12 protein-coding genes and 1 pseudogene are annotated in these 15,393 nt (G+C 68.9%); 3 read left to right on the forward strand and 10 right to left on the reverse strand.

What is annotated here, in order from left to right:
* From A5692_RS07280 to mutA, 9 genes and pseudogenes are all read right to left on the reverse strand, one after another.
* On the reverse strand, window positions 1–459 hold a 459-nt coding region (locus A5692_RS07280; RefSeq protein ID WP_231984230.1), incomplete at its 3' end, for a glycosyltransferase.
* A gap of 115 nt (window positions 460–574) precedes the next feature.
* On the reverse strand, window positions 575–1,381 hold the full coding sequence (locus tag A5692_RS07285; RefSeq protein ID WP_068054048.1) for a TylF/MycF family methyltransferase: 807 nt from the start codon (window positions 1,379–1,381) through the stop codon (window positions 575–577).
* Between the two features lie 314 nt (window positions 1,382–1,695).
* Complete coding sequence (locus A5692_RS07290) at window positions 1,696–2,757, reverse strand: NAD(P)-dependent oxidoreductase (protein ID WP_068054026.1); 1,062 nt, start codon at window positions 2,755–2,757, stop codon at window positions 1,696–1,698.
* 134 nt (window positions 2,758–2,891) lie between these two features.
* The gene (locus tag A5692_RS07295) at window positions 2,892–3,884 is read right to left on the reverse strand and encodes a sulfotransferase family protein (protein ID WP_068054030.1); all 993 of its coding nucleotides are present in this window, start codon (window positions 3,882–3,884) and stop codon (window positions 2,892–2,894) included.
* Window positions 3,885–4,256: 372 nt separating this feature from the next.
* A complete protein-coding gene (locus A5692_RS07300; protein ID WP_068054050.1) occupies window positions 4,257–5,171 on the reverse strand; it encodes a sulfotransferase family protein in 915 nt (304 codons plus the stop codon).
* A 344-nt stretch (window positions 5,172–5,515) separates the two neighbouring features.
* Window positions 5,516–6,802, reverse strand: coding sequence for a serine hydrolase domain-containing protein (locus A5692_RS07305; RefSeq protein WP_068054033.1), 1,287 nt, complete (start codon window positions 6,800–6,802; stop codon window positions 5,516–5,518).
* A 52-nt stretch (window positions 6,803–6,854) separates the two neighbouring features.
* A pseudogene (gene meaB, locus A5692_RS07310) lies at window positions 6,855–7,855 on the reverse strand (methylmalonyl Co-A mutase-associated GTPase MeaB).
* On the reverse strand, window positions 7,856–10,108 hold the full coding sequence (gene scpA / locus A5692_RS07315) for a methylmalonyl-CoA mutase (RefSeq protein WP_068054038.1): 2,253 nt from the start codon (window positions 10,106–10,108) through the stop codon (window positions 7,856–7,858).
* A 5-nt stretch (window positions 10,109–10,113) separates the two neighbouring features.
* Entirely contained in the window at window positions 10,114–11,991 is a 1,878-nt protein-coding gene (mutA, locus tag A5692_RS07320) for a methylmalonyl-CoA mutase small subunit (protein WP_068054041.1), read from the reverse strand.
* A 169-nt stretch (window positions 11,992–12,160) separates the two neighbouring features.
* Here mutA and A5692_RS07325 point away from each other — a divergent pair, with 169 nt between their 5' ends.
* From A5692_RS07325 to A5692_RS28080, 3 genes are all read left to right on the forward strand, one after another.
* Window positions 12,161–12,928, forward strand: coding sequence for a TVP38/TMEM64 family protein (locus A5692_RS07325; protein WP_068054044.1), 768 nt, complete (start codon window positions 12,161–12,163; stop codon window positions 12,926–12,928).
* 102 nt (window positions 12,929–13,030) lie between these two features.
* Entirely contained in the window at window positions 13,031–13,870 is an 840-nt protein-coding gene (locus A5692_RS07330; RefSeq protein ID WP_068054045.1) for a S1 family peptidase, read from the forward strand.
* Between the two features lie 109 nt (window positions 13,871–13,979).
* On the forward strand, window positions 13,980–14,243 hold the full coding sequence (locus tag A5692_RS28080) for a hypothetical protein (protein ID WP_082962443.1): 264 nt from the start codon (window positions 13,980–13,982) through the stop codon (window positions 14,241–14,243).
* Between the two features lie 49 nt (window positions 14,244–14,292).
* Here the strand turns inward: A5692_RS28080 and A5692_RS07335 are convergent.
* Window positions 14,293–15,393 (reverse strand): HAMP domain-containing sensor histidine kinase (locus A5692_RS07335; RefSeq protein WP_068054052.1); only part of this gene is annotated, 1,101 nt, incomplete at its 5' end.

Here is a 15,393-nt window from a genome sequence, read left to right on the forward strand (position 1 = left end):
CGGCAGCATCGCAACGGTCTGGCCGTTCGGCCGCATGGGGACGTGATGCAGCGTGGCCAACGGGATGTCGTAGTACTCCGCGACGTTGGCGGCGGGCTCCTGATAGCTTTGCCCGGCCAACAGCAGATCCGCGCCGTCGGCAAGCGACACCAGGGTGGTGTTCATCTGCGCCCAGCACTGGTCGCTGAGGTCCCACATCTCGCGCCACATCGACCTCATCTCCCGGACCCGCCAGAAAGCGCCGAAGAACGACGTCCAGAAGTTGCGGTACAGGTCCAGCCACGCCTGCGATTCCAGCCCGTACGGGACGGCCGCCAGGCCGGCCGCCTCGGTGAAGGCGATCGAGTCGGGCGGGACCGCCATCACCAGGTCGTGGCCTCGACGGACCAATTCGCGGGCGACCACCACGGAAGGCTCGATGTCGCCGCGAGTGCCATAGCTCGCCAGCACCATTTTCATCGCGAGTTCAAGCCCTTCAGTTGTGCCATCGGCGGCAATGATGCACCGACATCACCTTAGATATCGGCGTATGCCAGCATCGGTGCGGGCTACTCAGCGACGGCGAAGCGGCTCGTCATTCCTTACGCCACAGCACCCCGGTGCCGTCGATCTCCACGATCTCGGCGGTCACTCCGTGCTTCGTCCGGTAGTCCGTGACAGCTTGCCGGCAGGCCTCGATCGCGTGGTAGTCGTCGACGATGCAGAAACCGCCCGGCGATAGCCGCGGATAAAGCGCATCGAGCGCCTGGATCGTCGACTCGTACAGGTCGCCATCGAGCCGCAGCACGGAGATGCGATCGATCGGCGCATCCTGCAGCGTGTCCTTGAACCAGCCCGGCAGGAAACGAACCTGGTCATCCAGCAACCCATAGCGCTCGAAATTCGCCCGGACCTGCGCCTCCGACACGGCCAACACGCCGGCGGCGCGGTGCAGCCGGATTCCCCTGTCCGCTTCGTAATGGGCGGTGTCCGGGGGCGGAACCCCCTCGAACGAATCGGCCAGCCACACCCGCCGCTGCTTATCGCCGTAGGCGGCCAGCACGCCACGCATCAGGATCGACGCCCCGCCGCGCCACACCCCGCACTCGACCAAGTCGCCGGGGACATCCTCGTTCAGCACGGTCTCGACGCACTGCTGCAAACTGGTCAGCCGCTGCATGCCGATCATCGTCAGGGCATCCGCGGGCCAATCGAGCCCCAGGCCGCGCGCGTGCGGATTGAACGGGCGCTTGCGCACCATCATGAATTTGCGGGTGCTGAGCATCGGCCGCCCGAAGTAGTTCCAACCGACGGGCACCAACTCGTCGCTGCCGAACCGGGTGAGGTTGCGGCGGAGCAAGTCGAGGTACGCCGATCGCGTGTCCACGAATGAAGATCGCATGCCGCGATCGGCAACGGTCAAGACTGCCCCCCAGTTCGCACGAACTTCCTCCCGTTGATCAGCCTAGACGTTCGCCCCGGCCGCCAACGCTTTTCGCATCTTTCCATCATGCTCGCCAACCCTCGGCCCCCCTAACCTGTACCGCGTAGTCAACGAGTGACTTGTCGCCTGACCACCGGTCAGCCCCCTGCGGACCATCATATGCTTCCGACGGCCGCCGCCCTGCATCGAAAGCCGCGCCGTTTGCTGGATGCGCGCCCGACCCGGTCGGGCGCTGATGGTTTTCGACACGGTGAAGGCGGCTCTTCGGTTGGTCAGCCGGAGGATTCGGACTGCTTGCCGATCCATTCGAGCAATGCGCGCAGACCGTCGTCGAGCGTCCACTTCGGGTGCCAGTCCAGCTCGGCTTCGGCCTGTCCGATGTCGCAGCTGGCGGCGCGCACGTCACCATCACGGAATTTCGCGACAACGGTCGGGGCAGGCGCGTCGCACATGGCGGCCACCTTGTCCGCCAGCTCGTGAATGGTGGTCCCATTGCCCGACCCGATGTCGAGGCGGCGCGACCCCGCCGCGGGCCGCTGCAGGGCGGCGTACAGCGCGTCGACGACGTCATCGATGTAGACGAAATCCCGCACGATCCGGCCGTCTTCGTACACCTCCAGCGATTGACCCTCGCGCGCCAACCGGGCGAACAGCGCGACGATTCCGGTGTACGAATTCGTCAGCGACTGGCCCGGACCGTAGACGTTCTGGAGACGGAGCACGCTGACGTTGGTGTCGTGCGCGGCCGTCCAGGCCGCCAGCAGGTGCTCCTGGGCGAGCTTGGTCGCGGCGTAAACGTTGGTCGGCCGGGGCTCCGTCCCGCTCGCGCGGCTGGGCAGCGGCACCGCAGGTGCACCGCCGGGCCCCGGGGGATCCCACTGGCCGGCGACGAGCTGTGCGTGGCTGCGCGGCGGCGGGTAGAACACCTGGCCGCCAGCTTGCCAGGCGCCTTCGCCGTAGACGGCCCGCGACGACGCCAGTACCAGCTGGTCGGGAACGATTCCCGCGCGGCTCAAGGCGTCGAGGAGCTGGGTGGTGCCCACCACGTTCACCGAACCGTGGCGCGTGGCTTCCGACAGGGACTGCGCCGTTCCGGTTTCGGCCGCCAGGTGGACGATCTGCGAGGGACGACACAGCCGCAGCACCGCGTCCCAATCGGGAGCGTGCGTGACGTCGCCGGTGAACAACCGCACCGACGACGGCAGGTCGAGCGGCCGGTCTCCCCCATGCACCTGGGGGTGCAAGACGTCCATCACCGCGACGTCGTAACCGTCCCCGACGAGACGGTGCGACAGTGCCGACCCGATGAACCCCGCCCCTCCGGTGATGAGCACGGAAGCTGACAAGAGCCGGGACCTCCCATTGGTCTGCAGGTAGGACGCGCGCGCGTTGCCGACAGCACGGTCCGGTCGATCATATCGGGCACCCTCGCGGGGTCAGCGGGATTGCCGGTCCCGGCCGGGTACCACTAGGCCCAGGTGCCCCTGCGCCGATGGGCCATCGCGAGCACCTCCATCACCGGGCCCGCGATCATGGGCGGGAAGACGCGGAACAGCATGCTGTTGGATAATCCGTGAAAGTCCTGGAAAGCCTGGCGGAAATCGCGTTCACACGCGCGGTAGGACTCGAAGACCCGATCCAGCGTGCCCCTGTCCACGGGCTCGTCCAGCGCCGCCGCGCACAGTGTTTCGTAGACAGCCGAAATCCAGTCGGTGCCAAAGAGATCGGCCACCGGGCCGCTGTGTCGTTGGCGTCGCAGGTCGGGCCGCAGGAAGTCCTCGACCGGCTGTTCTTCGTCCGCGCTCAATTCCATTGGGAGCGCCAACGAGATTCGCTTCACCTCCCGGCGCCAGTCGTCGAGGAGGTTGGCGTACTCGACGAACACCCGCGTCACGCCGCGCGTGTGGCGCTCGGCCAGCAGGTTGTATTTCACCCAGATCGCACTGGCGAGCGCCGGAGAGACCTGCCAGGACGCGGCGATCGACTTGATGACCTCCTGCGGCTGGCGCACCGCGATGACGGCCGCAACATCGAACCCGGCCGTGCGTGCCGCCTCGAACCACAGGTCGGACAAGGTGGTTATCCGGGGTTCCTTGATCACCACCAGTGGCGCCGCCGGCAACTTGGTGAGGTAGCCCGCGATCTTGGCGATGTGGGCAGCCCTCTCTCGGGGGCTGAACGCGGCATCGTCCAGCAAACGCAGTGACGGGTCATACCAGTTGCTGCCGTGGCGACGCAGGATCGACTCGTTGAGCGTGATGGCGGCCCGCGGTTCCCAATAGCCGAGCGGATTGTTCGCATCCGCGCCCAACATCCCGGGGGGAAGCGTTCCACCGCACAGCGAGAGAACCCGCGTGATCGCCGACGTGCCCGAGCGTTGTGGGCCCAACACGAAGACAATGACCGGGCGACGGACGGGGTGAGTAGTTTCAGCAGATTTCGCGATCCGGGCAAATCTCATTGCAAACGCAAACCTTTCGGTGCACCTCGCTACATGCGAACTCGGTTGCCACCCATGACTTCTCGGTTCCGCGCCCATCTCGAGCTCTCGCGCACGGCAACGCCGTCACAGTCAAGACCGTCTTTGCCCGGTGTGCACTGCGACGTCGAGAAATGAAACTCAATCCACCTCAACGTCTTTGGCACAAAGACGACACCGTCCCCCTGCACCTCCTGCGGGATCAGGCTCTCCCCTGACGAGCTAATGATCGGATCATGGTGCGCTAACGACTCTAGCGTGATTCGGTGACGAGGGCGTCAATTTTGCATATTTGTTTTGCTTACTTAACAACTCGATGACGCGGGCGCGTTCGCCCGCCGGGCGAACCGTCGGCTAGGCCCAGGTTCCCTTGCGCCGGTGCGCCATCGCGACAACCTCGAGCACCGGCTTCATCAGGGACGGCCGAAGCAGCCTGGCGGTGAGGCTGTTGGAATGGCCGCGGGCGTCCTCCAACGCGAGCCGGAAATCATGCTCGCTGGCCCGGTAGGCCTCGAACACCCGATCCAGCGTCGCCGCGTCCGGTGGCCCGTCCAGCGCCGCCGTGCGCATCGCCTCGTAGACCGCCGACATCCAGCCGGCGCCGAAGCGATCGATGACCGGGCCACTGTCCCGGTTGCGCCGCAGATCGGGGGTGAGGAACTCATCGACCGCGCTTTCGTCCTCGGCGCGCAGCTCGATCTCCAGCGCGGTCGAAATCCGCTTCACCTCGCGGCGCCAGTTCTCGAGAAGCTGGGTGTACTCGACGAACACCCGGGGCACGCCGCGCGACTGGCGCTCGGCCAGCAGGTTTCCCTTCAACCACAGGGCGCTCGCGAGTTCCGGTGACGCCCCGGTGGCCTTGCCGAGCGACGCGATCACCTCCTGCGGATGACGCACCGCGATCACAACGGCGACGTCAAGACCCGCCTGGCGTGCCGCCTCGAACCACATCTCCCAGAGCACCACGATCTGCAGGTCCTTGATGACCAGCAGCGGTGCGTCCGGCAGCGACCTGAGGTAAGCGGCGATGTCGGCGGTAGCCGCCGACCTCTCCGCCGGGGTGAAGGCACCTTCCTCGAGCACGCGCAGTGACGGGTCCCACCAGGCGCTGCCGCGGCGCTCCAGGATCGACCTGTTGAGCAGGAGGGATGCCCGCGGCTCCCAGTAGCCGCGCTGGTTGATCTCGTCGGCACCCATCATTCCCGCCGGGAGCGTGGCGCCGCACAACGAAAGGACCCGGGTCAGTGCCGACGTCCCCGATCGCCCCATTCCCAGGACGAACAGGGCAAGTGGGCGCGTCGCGGTCGAACGCTCGAGGAGGCTGGTGGATTCGGTGTTGCTTTCGTTGGGTCGAACTATGCGGGCCCATTTCATCCAGCTGCAGCCTTCCACGTCGCGCGCGTCATCGATGCCAGGTGTACCGCGGAATTATTACCGATTGTTTGACTTTGCGAGCCTCTTCTATGAAACGCATGTCAACTTTGTAAAGACCCCGTTGACCGGGCATTAATCGGACCGCTTAGAAGCCCGCTGAGCTGGACCTTTTCAGTGCCTGCCACCGCGATGCCGTGCTTGAGCGCGGCCCGCGCAACCGTGCGCGGTTGTTTGCCGGGTCAGCCCGCGACGGCCCCCGGCTCGAAGTACGGCGCCCCGAATTCCGTCACCGGTTCGAAGCCGCGTTTGCGAGCCTTCTCGGCGGCGTTGCGGATCAGCGCGTACAGGCCGACGAACGCCGCGTGGTCGGTCATCACGAACGGCGTCAGCAGCCGGTTGTGAACCAGAGAGAACGCCAACCCGCTCGCCGGATCGGTCCAGCCGAGCGACCCACCGAGGCCCACATGGCCGAATCCGGGCATCACGTTGCCGATGGGCAGGCTGTGGTAGCCCAGGTGGAAGGCCAACGGCATGAACAGGTTTCGGTCTGGGCGCAGGCTGCGTCGACCGGTCAGGCCGGCGACCATCTCCTTGGACAGGAACCGGATGCCGTCGACCTCGCCGCCGTTGGCGATCGCCCCGTACATCCGCGCCAGCCCGCGGGCCGTCGCCACCCCGTTGGCGGCCGGGATCTCGGCGTCCAGCAGCGGCGTGTTGCCCTGCACGGCGGCGACCATGCCCGGGAAGTACATGGACCGGAATCCCCCGGACAGCTCGTTGGCCACCTTGCGTGTCACGCAGCTCAGCAGCGGGTTCCGCACGAGGTTCTGTGGAGCGATGATCTCGGCGACCCGCGTCGGCGCCCCGGCCGGCGGGCGCCCCAGGTACAGCCCGTCGGTGCCCAGCGGCTCGGCGAGCTCCTCGCGGATCAGCACCCGCATGCCCTTCCCGGTCACGCCCCGGGCGAGGCCGGACATCAGCCAGCCGAAGGTCAGCGCGTGATAGGCCGACTTGCCCAGCAGCCGCCCGGGCGCCGCCGCTGCCAGCCGCTCTTCCATCAAGACGTGGTCCAGCAGGTCTTCGCTGCGGGCGCCGCGCAGGCCCGACAGGCCGGCGGCGTGCCTCATCACGTCGCGCACGGTGAGCTTCGCCTTGCCGTTGGCCCCGAATTCCGGCCAGTACTCCGCGACGGGCGCCTCGTAGTCGATCAGCCCGCGGTCGGCGAGCCGGTGAATCACGGTGGCGGCCATTCCCTTGGTCGCCGAGAACACCATCGGCGCGCTGTCGGCCGACCACGGCCGGTGGCCGCCCCGGTCGGACCACCCGGTCCAGACGTCGACGACGGGTTGGCCGTCGAGATACACCGCAAGGGCGCCGCCGCCGAACCGGCGGGCCGGGAACATGGTCGAAAAGCTGCGAACGACGCATCCAAAGTGTGAGTCCGCCGCGCCGGACACACGATGACCTGCGTCATGGTCATCGTGGACAGGGACCGCGCGGCGATCGACTCGGGTTTCCACCGTCACGCTTTCGAATTTACTTCGATTTCACACCCCGCCGGAGCGAAATCTAGATTGTTTACCTATCCGTTAGTCTGACGCGGCCGTCAATATTTGCTCAGCGGCCAGCGCCGGGGTCAGCTCCCCGGCCTTGACCCGGCGCTCGACGTCGGCGCGCATCGTCCGCACCTTCGGGTTGGACAACACCCGGTCCAAGACGGTGTCGCGCACCATCTGCCACGTCCAGTCGACGAGCTGGGCGCGCCGGCGCGCCTCGAACTCACCGGCCTCGGTGAGCACCTGACGATGACGTTCGATGGTTTCCCACAATTCCTCCAGGCCGGTCCCCTCCATCGCGCTCATCGTCAGAACCGGCGGCCGCCACAGCGTTTCACGGGGGTGTATCAGCCTGATCGCCGACGACAGTTCGCGGGCGGCCACCCGGGCCTCCGCGAGGTGCTCCCCGTCGGCCTTGTTCACCACCACGATGTCGGCCAGCTCCAGCACACCCTTTTTGATGCCCTGCAGCTGATCGCCGCCGCGCGCCAGGGTCAGCAGGACGAACGTGTCGACCATGTTGGCCACCGTCACCTCGGACTGGCCGACGCCGACGGTCTCGATGATGATCACGTCGAAACCGGCGGCCTCCAACAGCACCACCGTCTCGCGCGTGGCCTTTGCCACGCCGCCCAGGGTGCCCGACGTCGGCGACGGCCGGATGTACGCGTCCGGGTGCACCGCCAGGCGCGCCATCCGGGTCTTGTCGCCCAGGATCGACCCACCGGTGCGCGTCGACGACGGGTCGACCGCCAGCACCGCGACCCGATGGCCCCGCTCGATCAGGTGCATGCCGAGCGCCTCGATGGTGGTGGACTTCCCCACCCCGGGTGTCCCGGTGATGCCGACGCGGTGGGCGTTGCCCGAGTCCGGCGTCAGCTCGAGCAGCAGCCGCTGCGCCTTCTCGTGGTGGTCGGCGCGGGTGGATTCCAGCAGCGTGATGGCCCGCGGCAGCGCCGCGCGGTCGCCACCGCGAACGGCCTTGGCGAGCTCGTCGACGGTGTCGCTCTTGCGGGACCCCATCTAGTCGAGCGTGTAACCCAGCCGATCGGCCAGCTTGTGCAGCAGGCCGATCGCGGCGTCGGCGATCACGGTCCCGGGCGGGAAGATGGCCGCGGCCCCGGCCGCATACAGCTCGTCGAAGTCGCCGGGCGGGATCACCCCGCCGACCACGATCATGATGTCGGGCCGTCCCACCTCGGCGAGCGCCTCGCGCAGCGCGGGCACCAGCGTCAGGTGACCGGCGGCCAGCGACGAGACCCCCACGACGTGCACGTCGTTGTCGGCTGCCTGCCGGGCCACCTCCTCCGGCGTGGAGAACAGAGAGCCGACGTCCACGTCGAACCCGAGGTCGGCGAAGGCCGTCGCGATCACCTTCTGGCCGCGGTCGTGACCGTCCTGGCCCATCTTCGCCACCAGAATTCTGGGCCGGCGGCCGTCGGCCTCGGCAAACTTCTCGACCAGTTCGGTGGCGGTGGCGATGTTGGTGGCCTTTCCGGCTTCGTCGCGGTACACGCCGGCGATGGTGCGGATCTCCGCCTGGTGCCGCCCGTATACCTTTTCCAGCGCGTCGGAGATCTCCCCGACTGTCGCCTTGGCCCGGGCGGCGTTGATCGCCAGCGCCAGCAGATTATTACCCAGACCGTCCGCCCCGGCGCGCCCGTGCGCCGCGGCCGCCCGGGACAGCTCTGCCAGGGCGGCCTCGACCGCGGATTGGTCGCGGCTGGCCCGCAGTTCGGAGAGCTTGGCCAGCTGTTCGGCGCGCACCCGGCTGTTCTCGACCTTGAGCACCTCGACCTCTTGGTCCTCTTCGACCTGGTACTTGTTCACGCCGATCACCGGCTGGATCCCCGAGTCGATGCGGGCCTGGGTGCGCGCGGCCGCCTCCTCGATGCGCAGCTTGGGGATGCCCTCGCTGATGGCCTGGGCCATGCCGCCGTGCTCGGCGACCTCGGCGATGTGGGCCCGGGCCCGCTGCGCGAGCCGATGGGTCAGCCACTCCACGTAATACGAGCCGCCCCAGGGATCGATGGGCCGGGTGGTGCCCGACTCCTGCTGCAGCAGCAGCTGGGTGTTACGCGCGATCCGTGCGGAGAAGTCGGTGGGCAGCGCCAGCGCCTCGTCGAGGGCGTTGGTGTGCAGCGACTGGGTGTGCCCCTGGGTCGCGGCCATCGCCTCGATGCAGGTGCGTGCGACGTTGTTGAAGGCGTCCTGCGCGGTCAGCGACCAGCCCGAGGTCTGCGAATGTGTGCGCAGCGAAAGCGATTTGGTGTTCTTCGGGTTGAACTGGGAGACGAGCTCGCTCCACAGCAGCCGGCCGGCCCGCAGCTTGGCGACCTCCATGAAGAAGTTCATCCCGATGCCCCAGAAGAACGACAGCCGCGGCGCGAACTTGTCGATGTCCAGGTCGGCGTCCAGGCCGGCCTTGATGTAGTCGACGCCGTCGGCCAGCGTGTAGGCCAACTCCAAATCGGCTGTGGCACCGGCCTCTTGGATGTGATAGCCGGAGATCGAGATGGAGTTGAACTTAGGCATCTTCGCGCTGGTGTAGCCGAAGATGTCGGAGATGATCCGCATCGACGGCTTGGGCGGATAGATGTAGGTGTTGCGCACCATGAACTCTTTGAGGATGTCGTTCTGGATGGTGCCCGCCAGCTTCTCGGGCGGCACGCCCTGCTCCTCGGCGGCCACCACATACAGCGCCAGGATCGGAAGCACGGCACCGTTCATGGTCATCGACACGCTCACCGTCGACAGGTCGATGCCGTCGAACAGCTGCCGCATGTCCAGAATGGAATCGATTGCCACGCCGGCCATTCCGACGTCCCCCTGGACGCGGGGATGGTCGGAGTCGTATCCGCGGTGGGTGGCCAGGTCGAAGGCCACCGACAGGCCCTTCTGGCCGGCCGCCAGGTTGCGGCGGTAGAACGCGTTGGATTCGGCCGCGGTGGAGAAACCCGCGTACTGGCGGATGGTCCACGGCTGGTTGACGTACATCGTGGGATACGGGCCGCGCAGGAAGGGCGGCTCGCCGGGGAAGGTGTTCAGCGGGTAACCGTCGGCCACCGCGGCGGCTCGGTCGGCGCCGATGTACACAGGTTTGACGGTGATGTCTTCCGGGGTGTGCCAGTCGAGCTGATCGGGCGTGTACCAGTGCGCCGCCGCGGCCGCGGCGACGTGCTTTTCGACGGCCGCCTCGGTGGGCGGAGCCGGCGGACGGTCCGCGTTGAGCGGGACCTCGGCGAAGTTACCGATCACAGGTGCGGTGGTGGTCATCGTGGCTACGCTCCCAGTCGAGTGAGCAGGTTCGAAAGGGCTTCGACCGCATCGATTTTCGCGGTCAGGAATTCGTCGGGCCGCTGCTCGGCGTCACCCACCGCCTTCTCCGGCCCGGCCAGGTAGACCCTCGACACACCGGTGGCCCGGGCCGCCTCGACGATCGCCGCGGCCTCGTCCTGGTAGCGCTTGTCGGTGCCGCAGATCACCGCAACGCCCGGCGATCCGGCGTCGGCGACGGCCTTGGCGACCGTGGTCGCGTCGACCGTTCCCGGGTTGACGGCCTCGATGCCGCCCGACGCCAGCAGGTTGGCGGCAAAGGTGGCCCGGATGTTGTGCTCGGCCAGCGGGCCCAACGGAAGCAGCAGCGCCTGCGGGCGTGCGCCGGCGCGGGCCAGGTAGGCATCGGAGCGATCGCGCAGCGCCTCGAATGCGGCGGCGTAGCGCTGCAGGTGGCCGGCGGCCAGGGGGGTGCCCGACGAAGCATCCTGCGGCAGAGCGGGTTCGGTGAGATTCGGGAATTCGTTGACGCCGGTGATCGCGGTGCGACGATGCGCGATGTCGTCGGCGCGCCGCTGCGCGACCTCGGCGATCTGCTCGGCAATGTAGTCGCGCGCCTCGACGAAACCGCCGCGCGCCTCGACGGCCTGGAAGAGCACCCAGGCCTGCTCCGCGAGCCGCGCGGTGAGGTCCTCGACGTACCACGAGCCGCCGGCGGGATCCAGCACCCGGCCGACGTGGGACTCCTCCAGGAGCAGCAGCTGGGTGTTGCGGGCGATCCGGCGCGCGAAGCTTCTCGCCGTGCCGGGGAAGCCGCCCGGGATCGCCACGTCGAAGGGCAGCACCAGCACGGTGTCGGCGCCGCCGACGCCGGCGCCGAAGGCGGCCAGCGTGCAACGCAGCATGTTCACCCACGGGTCGCGCTGGGTCATCATCGGCAGCGACGTTTCCGCGTGCACGGTGACGGCGCCGCCGTCCGGGTCGCCGACGACCTCGGCGACCCGCGCCCACAGCTGACGCACGGCCCGCATCTTGGCGAGCGTCACGAACTGGTCGTCGTCGGCGGCCAGCCGGAAACTGATCTGCCGCAGCGCGTCGCCGACCGACGTGGCCGACTCGGTGAGCCGTCGCAGGTAGACCACGCCGGCGGCGAGGGTGCCGGCCAGCTCCCACGTCGCGTTGGCGCCGAGGTTGTGGAAGGCCGGCCCGTCGACGGTGACGGCACGCACGCCGCGCTCACCGGCCGCGCGCTGCGCGACCGTGACGACCTCGTCGAGCGTCGGCGCGGGACGCTCGCTGAGCACCGCGGTGAGCGGGTCGCCGCCCAGGTCGATCGAAAGCAGTTCGCGCTGGTCGGCTTCCACCCGGGTGGCCATCGCCAGCATGACGTCGGCGGCTGCGGAGTAGTCGGCGCCCGCGTCGACGATCACCGGCGCCATGCTCAGGTGCACGCCCTCCAGGGCGTCCTCGAGCTGGTCGACGGTCAGGCCGGACTCCCCCACGCGCAGCATCAGCGCGCTGGCCCCGTTGCCGAGCGCCTCGAGCACCGCGGAGTTGACGTCCTTGGCCGTGACCCCGGCGACGCGGTCGGCCGGGAACGCCTCGGCCACCCGCCAGCCGGATTTGACGTCGCGCAGCGCGTCGGCGCCCCGCACATAGGGCCACTCGCCCGGCAACGGCGGTTCCGGCAGCTCGTCCAACGCCGTGTACAGCGCCCGGACGGCGATGCCGTCGTAGGTCGGAGTTTCCAGCAGGCGCTCGGGCTGCTCGCCGAGTTCCTCGGGGTCCTTCCGGGTGCTCTTCGACAGCACTCCGGCGACCGCACTGCGCCAACGCCCGCGAACCTGTTCCAGTTCGGCGAGTTCGGGTACATCAATGGACACCGATTGCTCCCTTTTTTGCCAGCAAATGGGGCCTGCGACTTGCTAATGAGGCTAATTGATCGGGCCGGTCGGCAGAAAACCGCGCGGCCCGGAGGGTGGGATTGGCCGCCGATGAAACGCCAGCCTCGGGATACGAGTTATTCATCTGCGGCCCGTAACCTTTGAAGGCGTGACGGCTTCCGCCACCTGCAGAATCAACCGGACCTTGCGCGACCTCGCCGGCGCGCTGGGCGCCGCCGCGCGTCTGCTGTCGCGGCCCCGGGCGATCGCCACAGTGGTCGGTATCACACTCCTGATCGCGGCGGCGTCCTGGCTGCCGCTGCCCACGCCGGTGCAGATGCGCGACTGGGCGGAGTCCGTCGGGCCGTGGTTCCCGTTGGCCTTCCTGGCGGCGCACGTCGTCGCGACCGTGGTGCCGGTCCCGCGCACCGCGTTCACCCTGGCGGCCGGGCTGCTGTTCGGCCCGCTGATGGGGGTGGCGATCGCGGTGGTCGCCAGCACCGCGAGCGCGGTGATCGCGCTGCTGCTGGTCCGCGCCGCCGGGTGGCGGCTGAACCGCCTGGTCCGTCACCGGTCGATCGACACGGTGGACGAGCGGTTGCGGCAACGGGGCTGGCTGGCCATCTTGTCACTGCGGCTGATTCCTGCCGTCCCGTTCTCCGCGATCAACTACGCCGCCGGCGCCTCGACCGTGCGGGTGCTGCCGTACACGCTGGCTACCCTTGGCGGCCTGTTGCCCGGCACCGCCGCCGTCGTGATCCTCGGCGACGCGCTCGCCGGCCACCCCAGCTCGCTGCTGTATCTGGTGTCGGTGTGCACGGCGACGCTGGGTCTGACGGGCCTGGTCATCGAGATCCGCCACTACCGCCGCCACCATCACCGCGCGCACAGTTCCGTCGGTGACGAGCCCTCCCCCGAGCCGGCCACCATCAGCTGAGCGGCTCGCGCGAAATATCTGGCTAATCGCCACATTTGAACGGCCAAAAGCTGGCAAGCTGGGGCGTGCGGTACCTACCGGCATCGCGCGCTCAAAGGGGGGCTGGTGGCCGGAACCCACGTGTCATACCCGCTGCAGCAACGTTCGAGGACGCATTCCGCGTTGCTGGTGATCGCGTCGCTGTGCTGCGCGACCGCCCTCCTCGCCGCGGTGAACCTGCTACCGAAGACCATCGCCCCGAGCCCTCACCCCTCCCCGCCGCCACTCCTGTCGCCGATCGATCTGCCCGCGTCGAGCGCCGTCGGGCCCGGTGCGGGCATCTACGTCGAGTACGCCGACGGGACGGGCGGGATGGGCTGCACCGCAGGGTTTTTAGTGCGCACCAGCACGGGCCTGCCCGGCGTCCTGACCGCCGGCCACTGCAACCGGCCCGGCGAGGCCAGCAAGGTGACGATGAACCTGGGCGGGGTCCTGCCCTACGCGACCCTGGGCACGTTCACCCAGACGGTCAGCGAGGGCGTCCACAACGAACAGCACGACATCGGCCTCATCGTGCTCACCGGGGACAACGTTCCCCGCAATCCCGCTGTCGGGGCCGCCCTGCCCGTCGCCGGCGTCGCCACCAACCTGCAAACCGGCCAGGAACTCTGCAAATTCGGCATCGGCACCGGCGAGGCAACCTGCGGACAGGTCACGGAAATCACCGACAGCAAGGTCGTGTTCCTGGCGCCCGGCCAATGCGGCGATTCCGGCGGCCCGGTGTATCTCAAGCAAGGCGACGGCACCGTGCGCGCAGTCGGCATCCTGATCCGCGGGGGCGACCCCGACACGCCCATGCCCCGGTGCTCCGCGCCGGCGAAATTCTCGGTCGCCGAACTCGTCCAGCCCTGGCTGGACAAGTGGGGCCTCACCGCCGTGACCGCGCAAACCGCGTCCGGCTGAGCTTCTTCAGGCTGGCTTCAGGCTGACTTCCTACTGTCGCGGATCGCGGCGATCCGCGGGTCTACCCGTGGTTGAGTGCGCCGCCGGACAGAGAGGAGAGATGGGCCGAGTGAAGATCAACCAACTCATCGCCGGGTCCTTGCTCGCGGGAGCCCTCGGGGCGGCCGCGGCCGGCTTCGGCGCCGCGGTGGCGAGCGCGGATCCGCCCCCGCCACCGCCGCCGGGGCAGCCGGGATCGCCGCATCCGCCGGGCCTGCCATTCGGCGGGCCACCGGGACCGGGTGGGCCGGGTGCGCCGATTGGGCCGGGTGGTCCTGGTGGGCCGCCGCCCCCGGGCCCCGGCGACCCATTCCGGCCGCCGCCGGGATTCTGACGGCGCAGCCATGTCGAGCGGTGGCCGCCTCGCCCGGGGCGGCCACCGTTCACCGGTCTTGTTCCACCGCCGCGGCGAGCGGCAGCGTGAGCCGGAACCTCGCCCCGCCGTCGTGCGGCAGACACACCAGCTCGCCCCCGTGGGCACGCGCCAGCGCCCGGGCGATCGGCAGGCCCAGCCCGGCGCCGCCGTGATCGCGGGCACGGCCGGCGTCCAGGCGCACCAGCCGTTCGAAGATCCGCTCGCGATCGTCGTCGGGAATGCCCGGGCCGCTATCGGTGACGGTCACCTCAGCGGCGTCGGTGCGCCCGCGCACGTCGACCGTGATGGCTCCCCCGGGCGGGGTGTAGCGGCGGGCGTTGTCGAGCAGGTTGGACAGGATCTGCGCGATCCGGGTGGGGTCCGCGTCCAGATGCAGCTCGGTGGCGCCCGTGCGGCTGATGGTCAGTTGCGGCGCCAGCATCGCGGCCCGCTCGGCTTCGGTGTCGGCGATCGCGGCCAGGTCGATGTCACGGGTGTCCAACGGCAGGCCCGCGTCGATGCGGCTCAGATCGAGCATGTCGGAGACGAGCCGCCCGGCGCGCCGCGCGTCGGACAGCAACAGGCTGGCCCGGCGATATTGACCGTCTGCTGCGTCGTCGCCCTCCTGGGAGGCGCTGTTGACGAGTTGTTCGGCGGCGACCTGCATCCCGGCGATCGGGGTGCGCAGCTCGTGGGCGGCGTCGACCATGAAGCGCCGGGTTGCCGTCTCGGCGCGCTGGGCCGCGTCGGCGGCCCGCTGGGCCCGGCGTTCGGAATCCTCCAAGGCGTCCAGCATCCCGTCGAAAGCGCCTGCGGCCCGGCCTAATTCGGTATCGGGGCGGTCGGGGCGCAGCCGCCGACCGCGATCACCGGTCCGGATGTCGTTGGCCAGCGCCGTCAGCCGGTCCAGTGGGCGCAGTGCCACCCGGCTGACCGCCGCCAGCAACAGTGCGGCGGCCAACAGGGTCACCACGCCCGCGCCGATCATCAGCGCCCGCAGTTGTTGCGTCACCTGCGTGGTTTGTGTGGTGTCGGCGACCAGGATGACCCGGGCGCCATCCGGCAGCGGCACGAGCGCGGTCGCCGTGGCCCGGGAGGGCCGACGCTGACGATCCAGGCGAAGGCATTT

Source organism: Mycobacterium sp. E342 (assembly GCF_001667665.1).
GTDB lineage: Bacteria > Actinomycetota > Actinomycetes > Mycobacteriales > Mycobacteriaceae > Mycobacterium.

What these genes read in the sequence shown, in the direction of transcription:
- A5692_RS07300 (WP_068054050.1), bottom strand. Translation starts at nt 5,171, where the DNA reads ATGGGGCGATCGGGGACGTCGGCACTGACCCGGGTCCTTTCGTTGTGC.
- scpA (WP_068054038.1), bottom strand. Translation starts at nt 10,108, where the DNA reads ATGACCACCACCGCACCTGTGATCGGTAACTTCGCCGAGGTCCCGCTC.
- A5692_RS07285 (WP_068054048.1), bottom strand. Translation starts at nt 1,381, where the DNA reads ATGCGATCTTCATTCGTGGACACGCGATCGGCGTACCTCGACTTGCTC.
- A5692_RS07295 (WP_068054030.1), bottom strand. Translation starts at nt 3,884, where the DNA reads ATGAGATTTGCCCGGATCGCGAAATCTGCTGAAACTACTCACCCCGTC.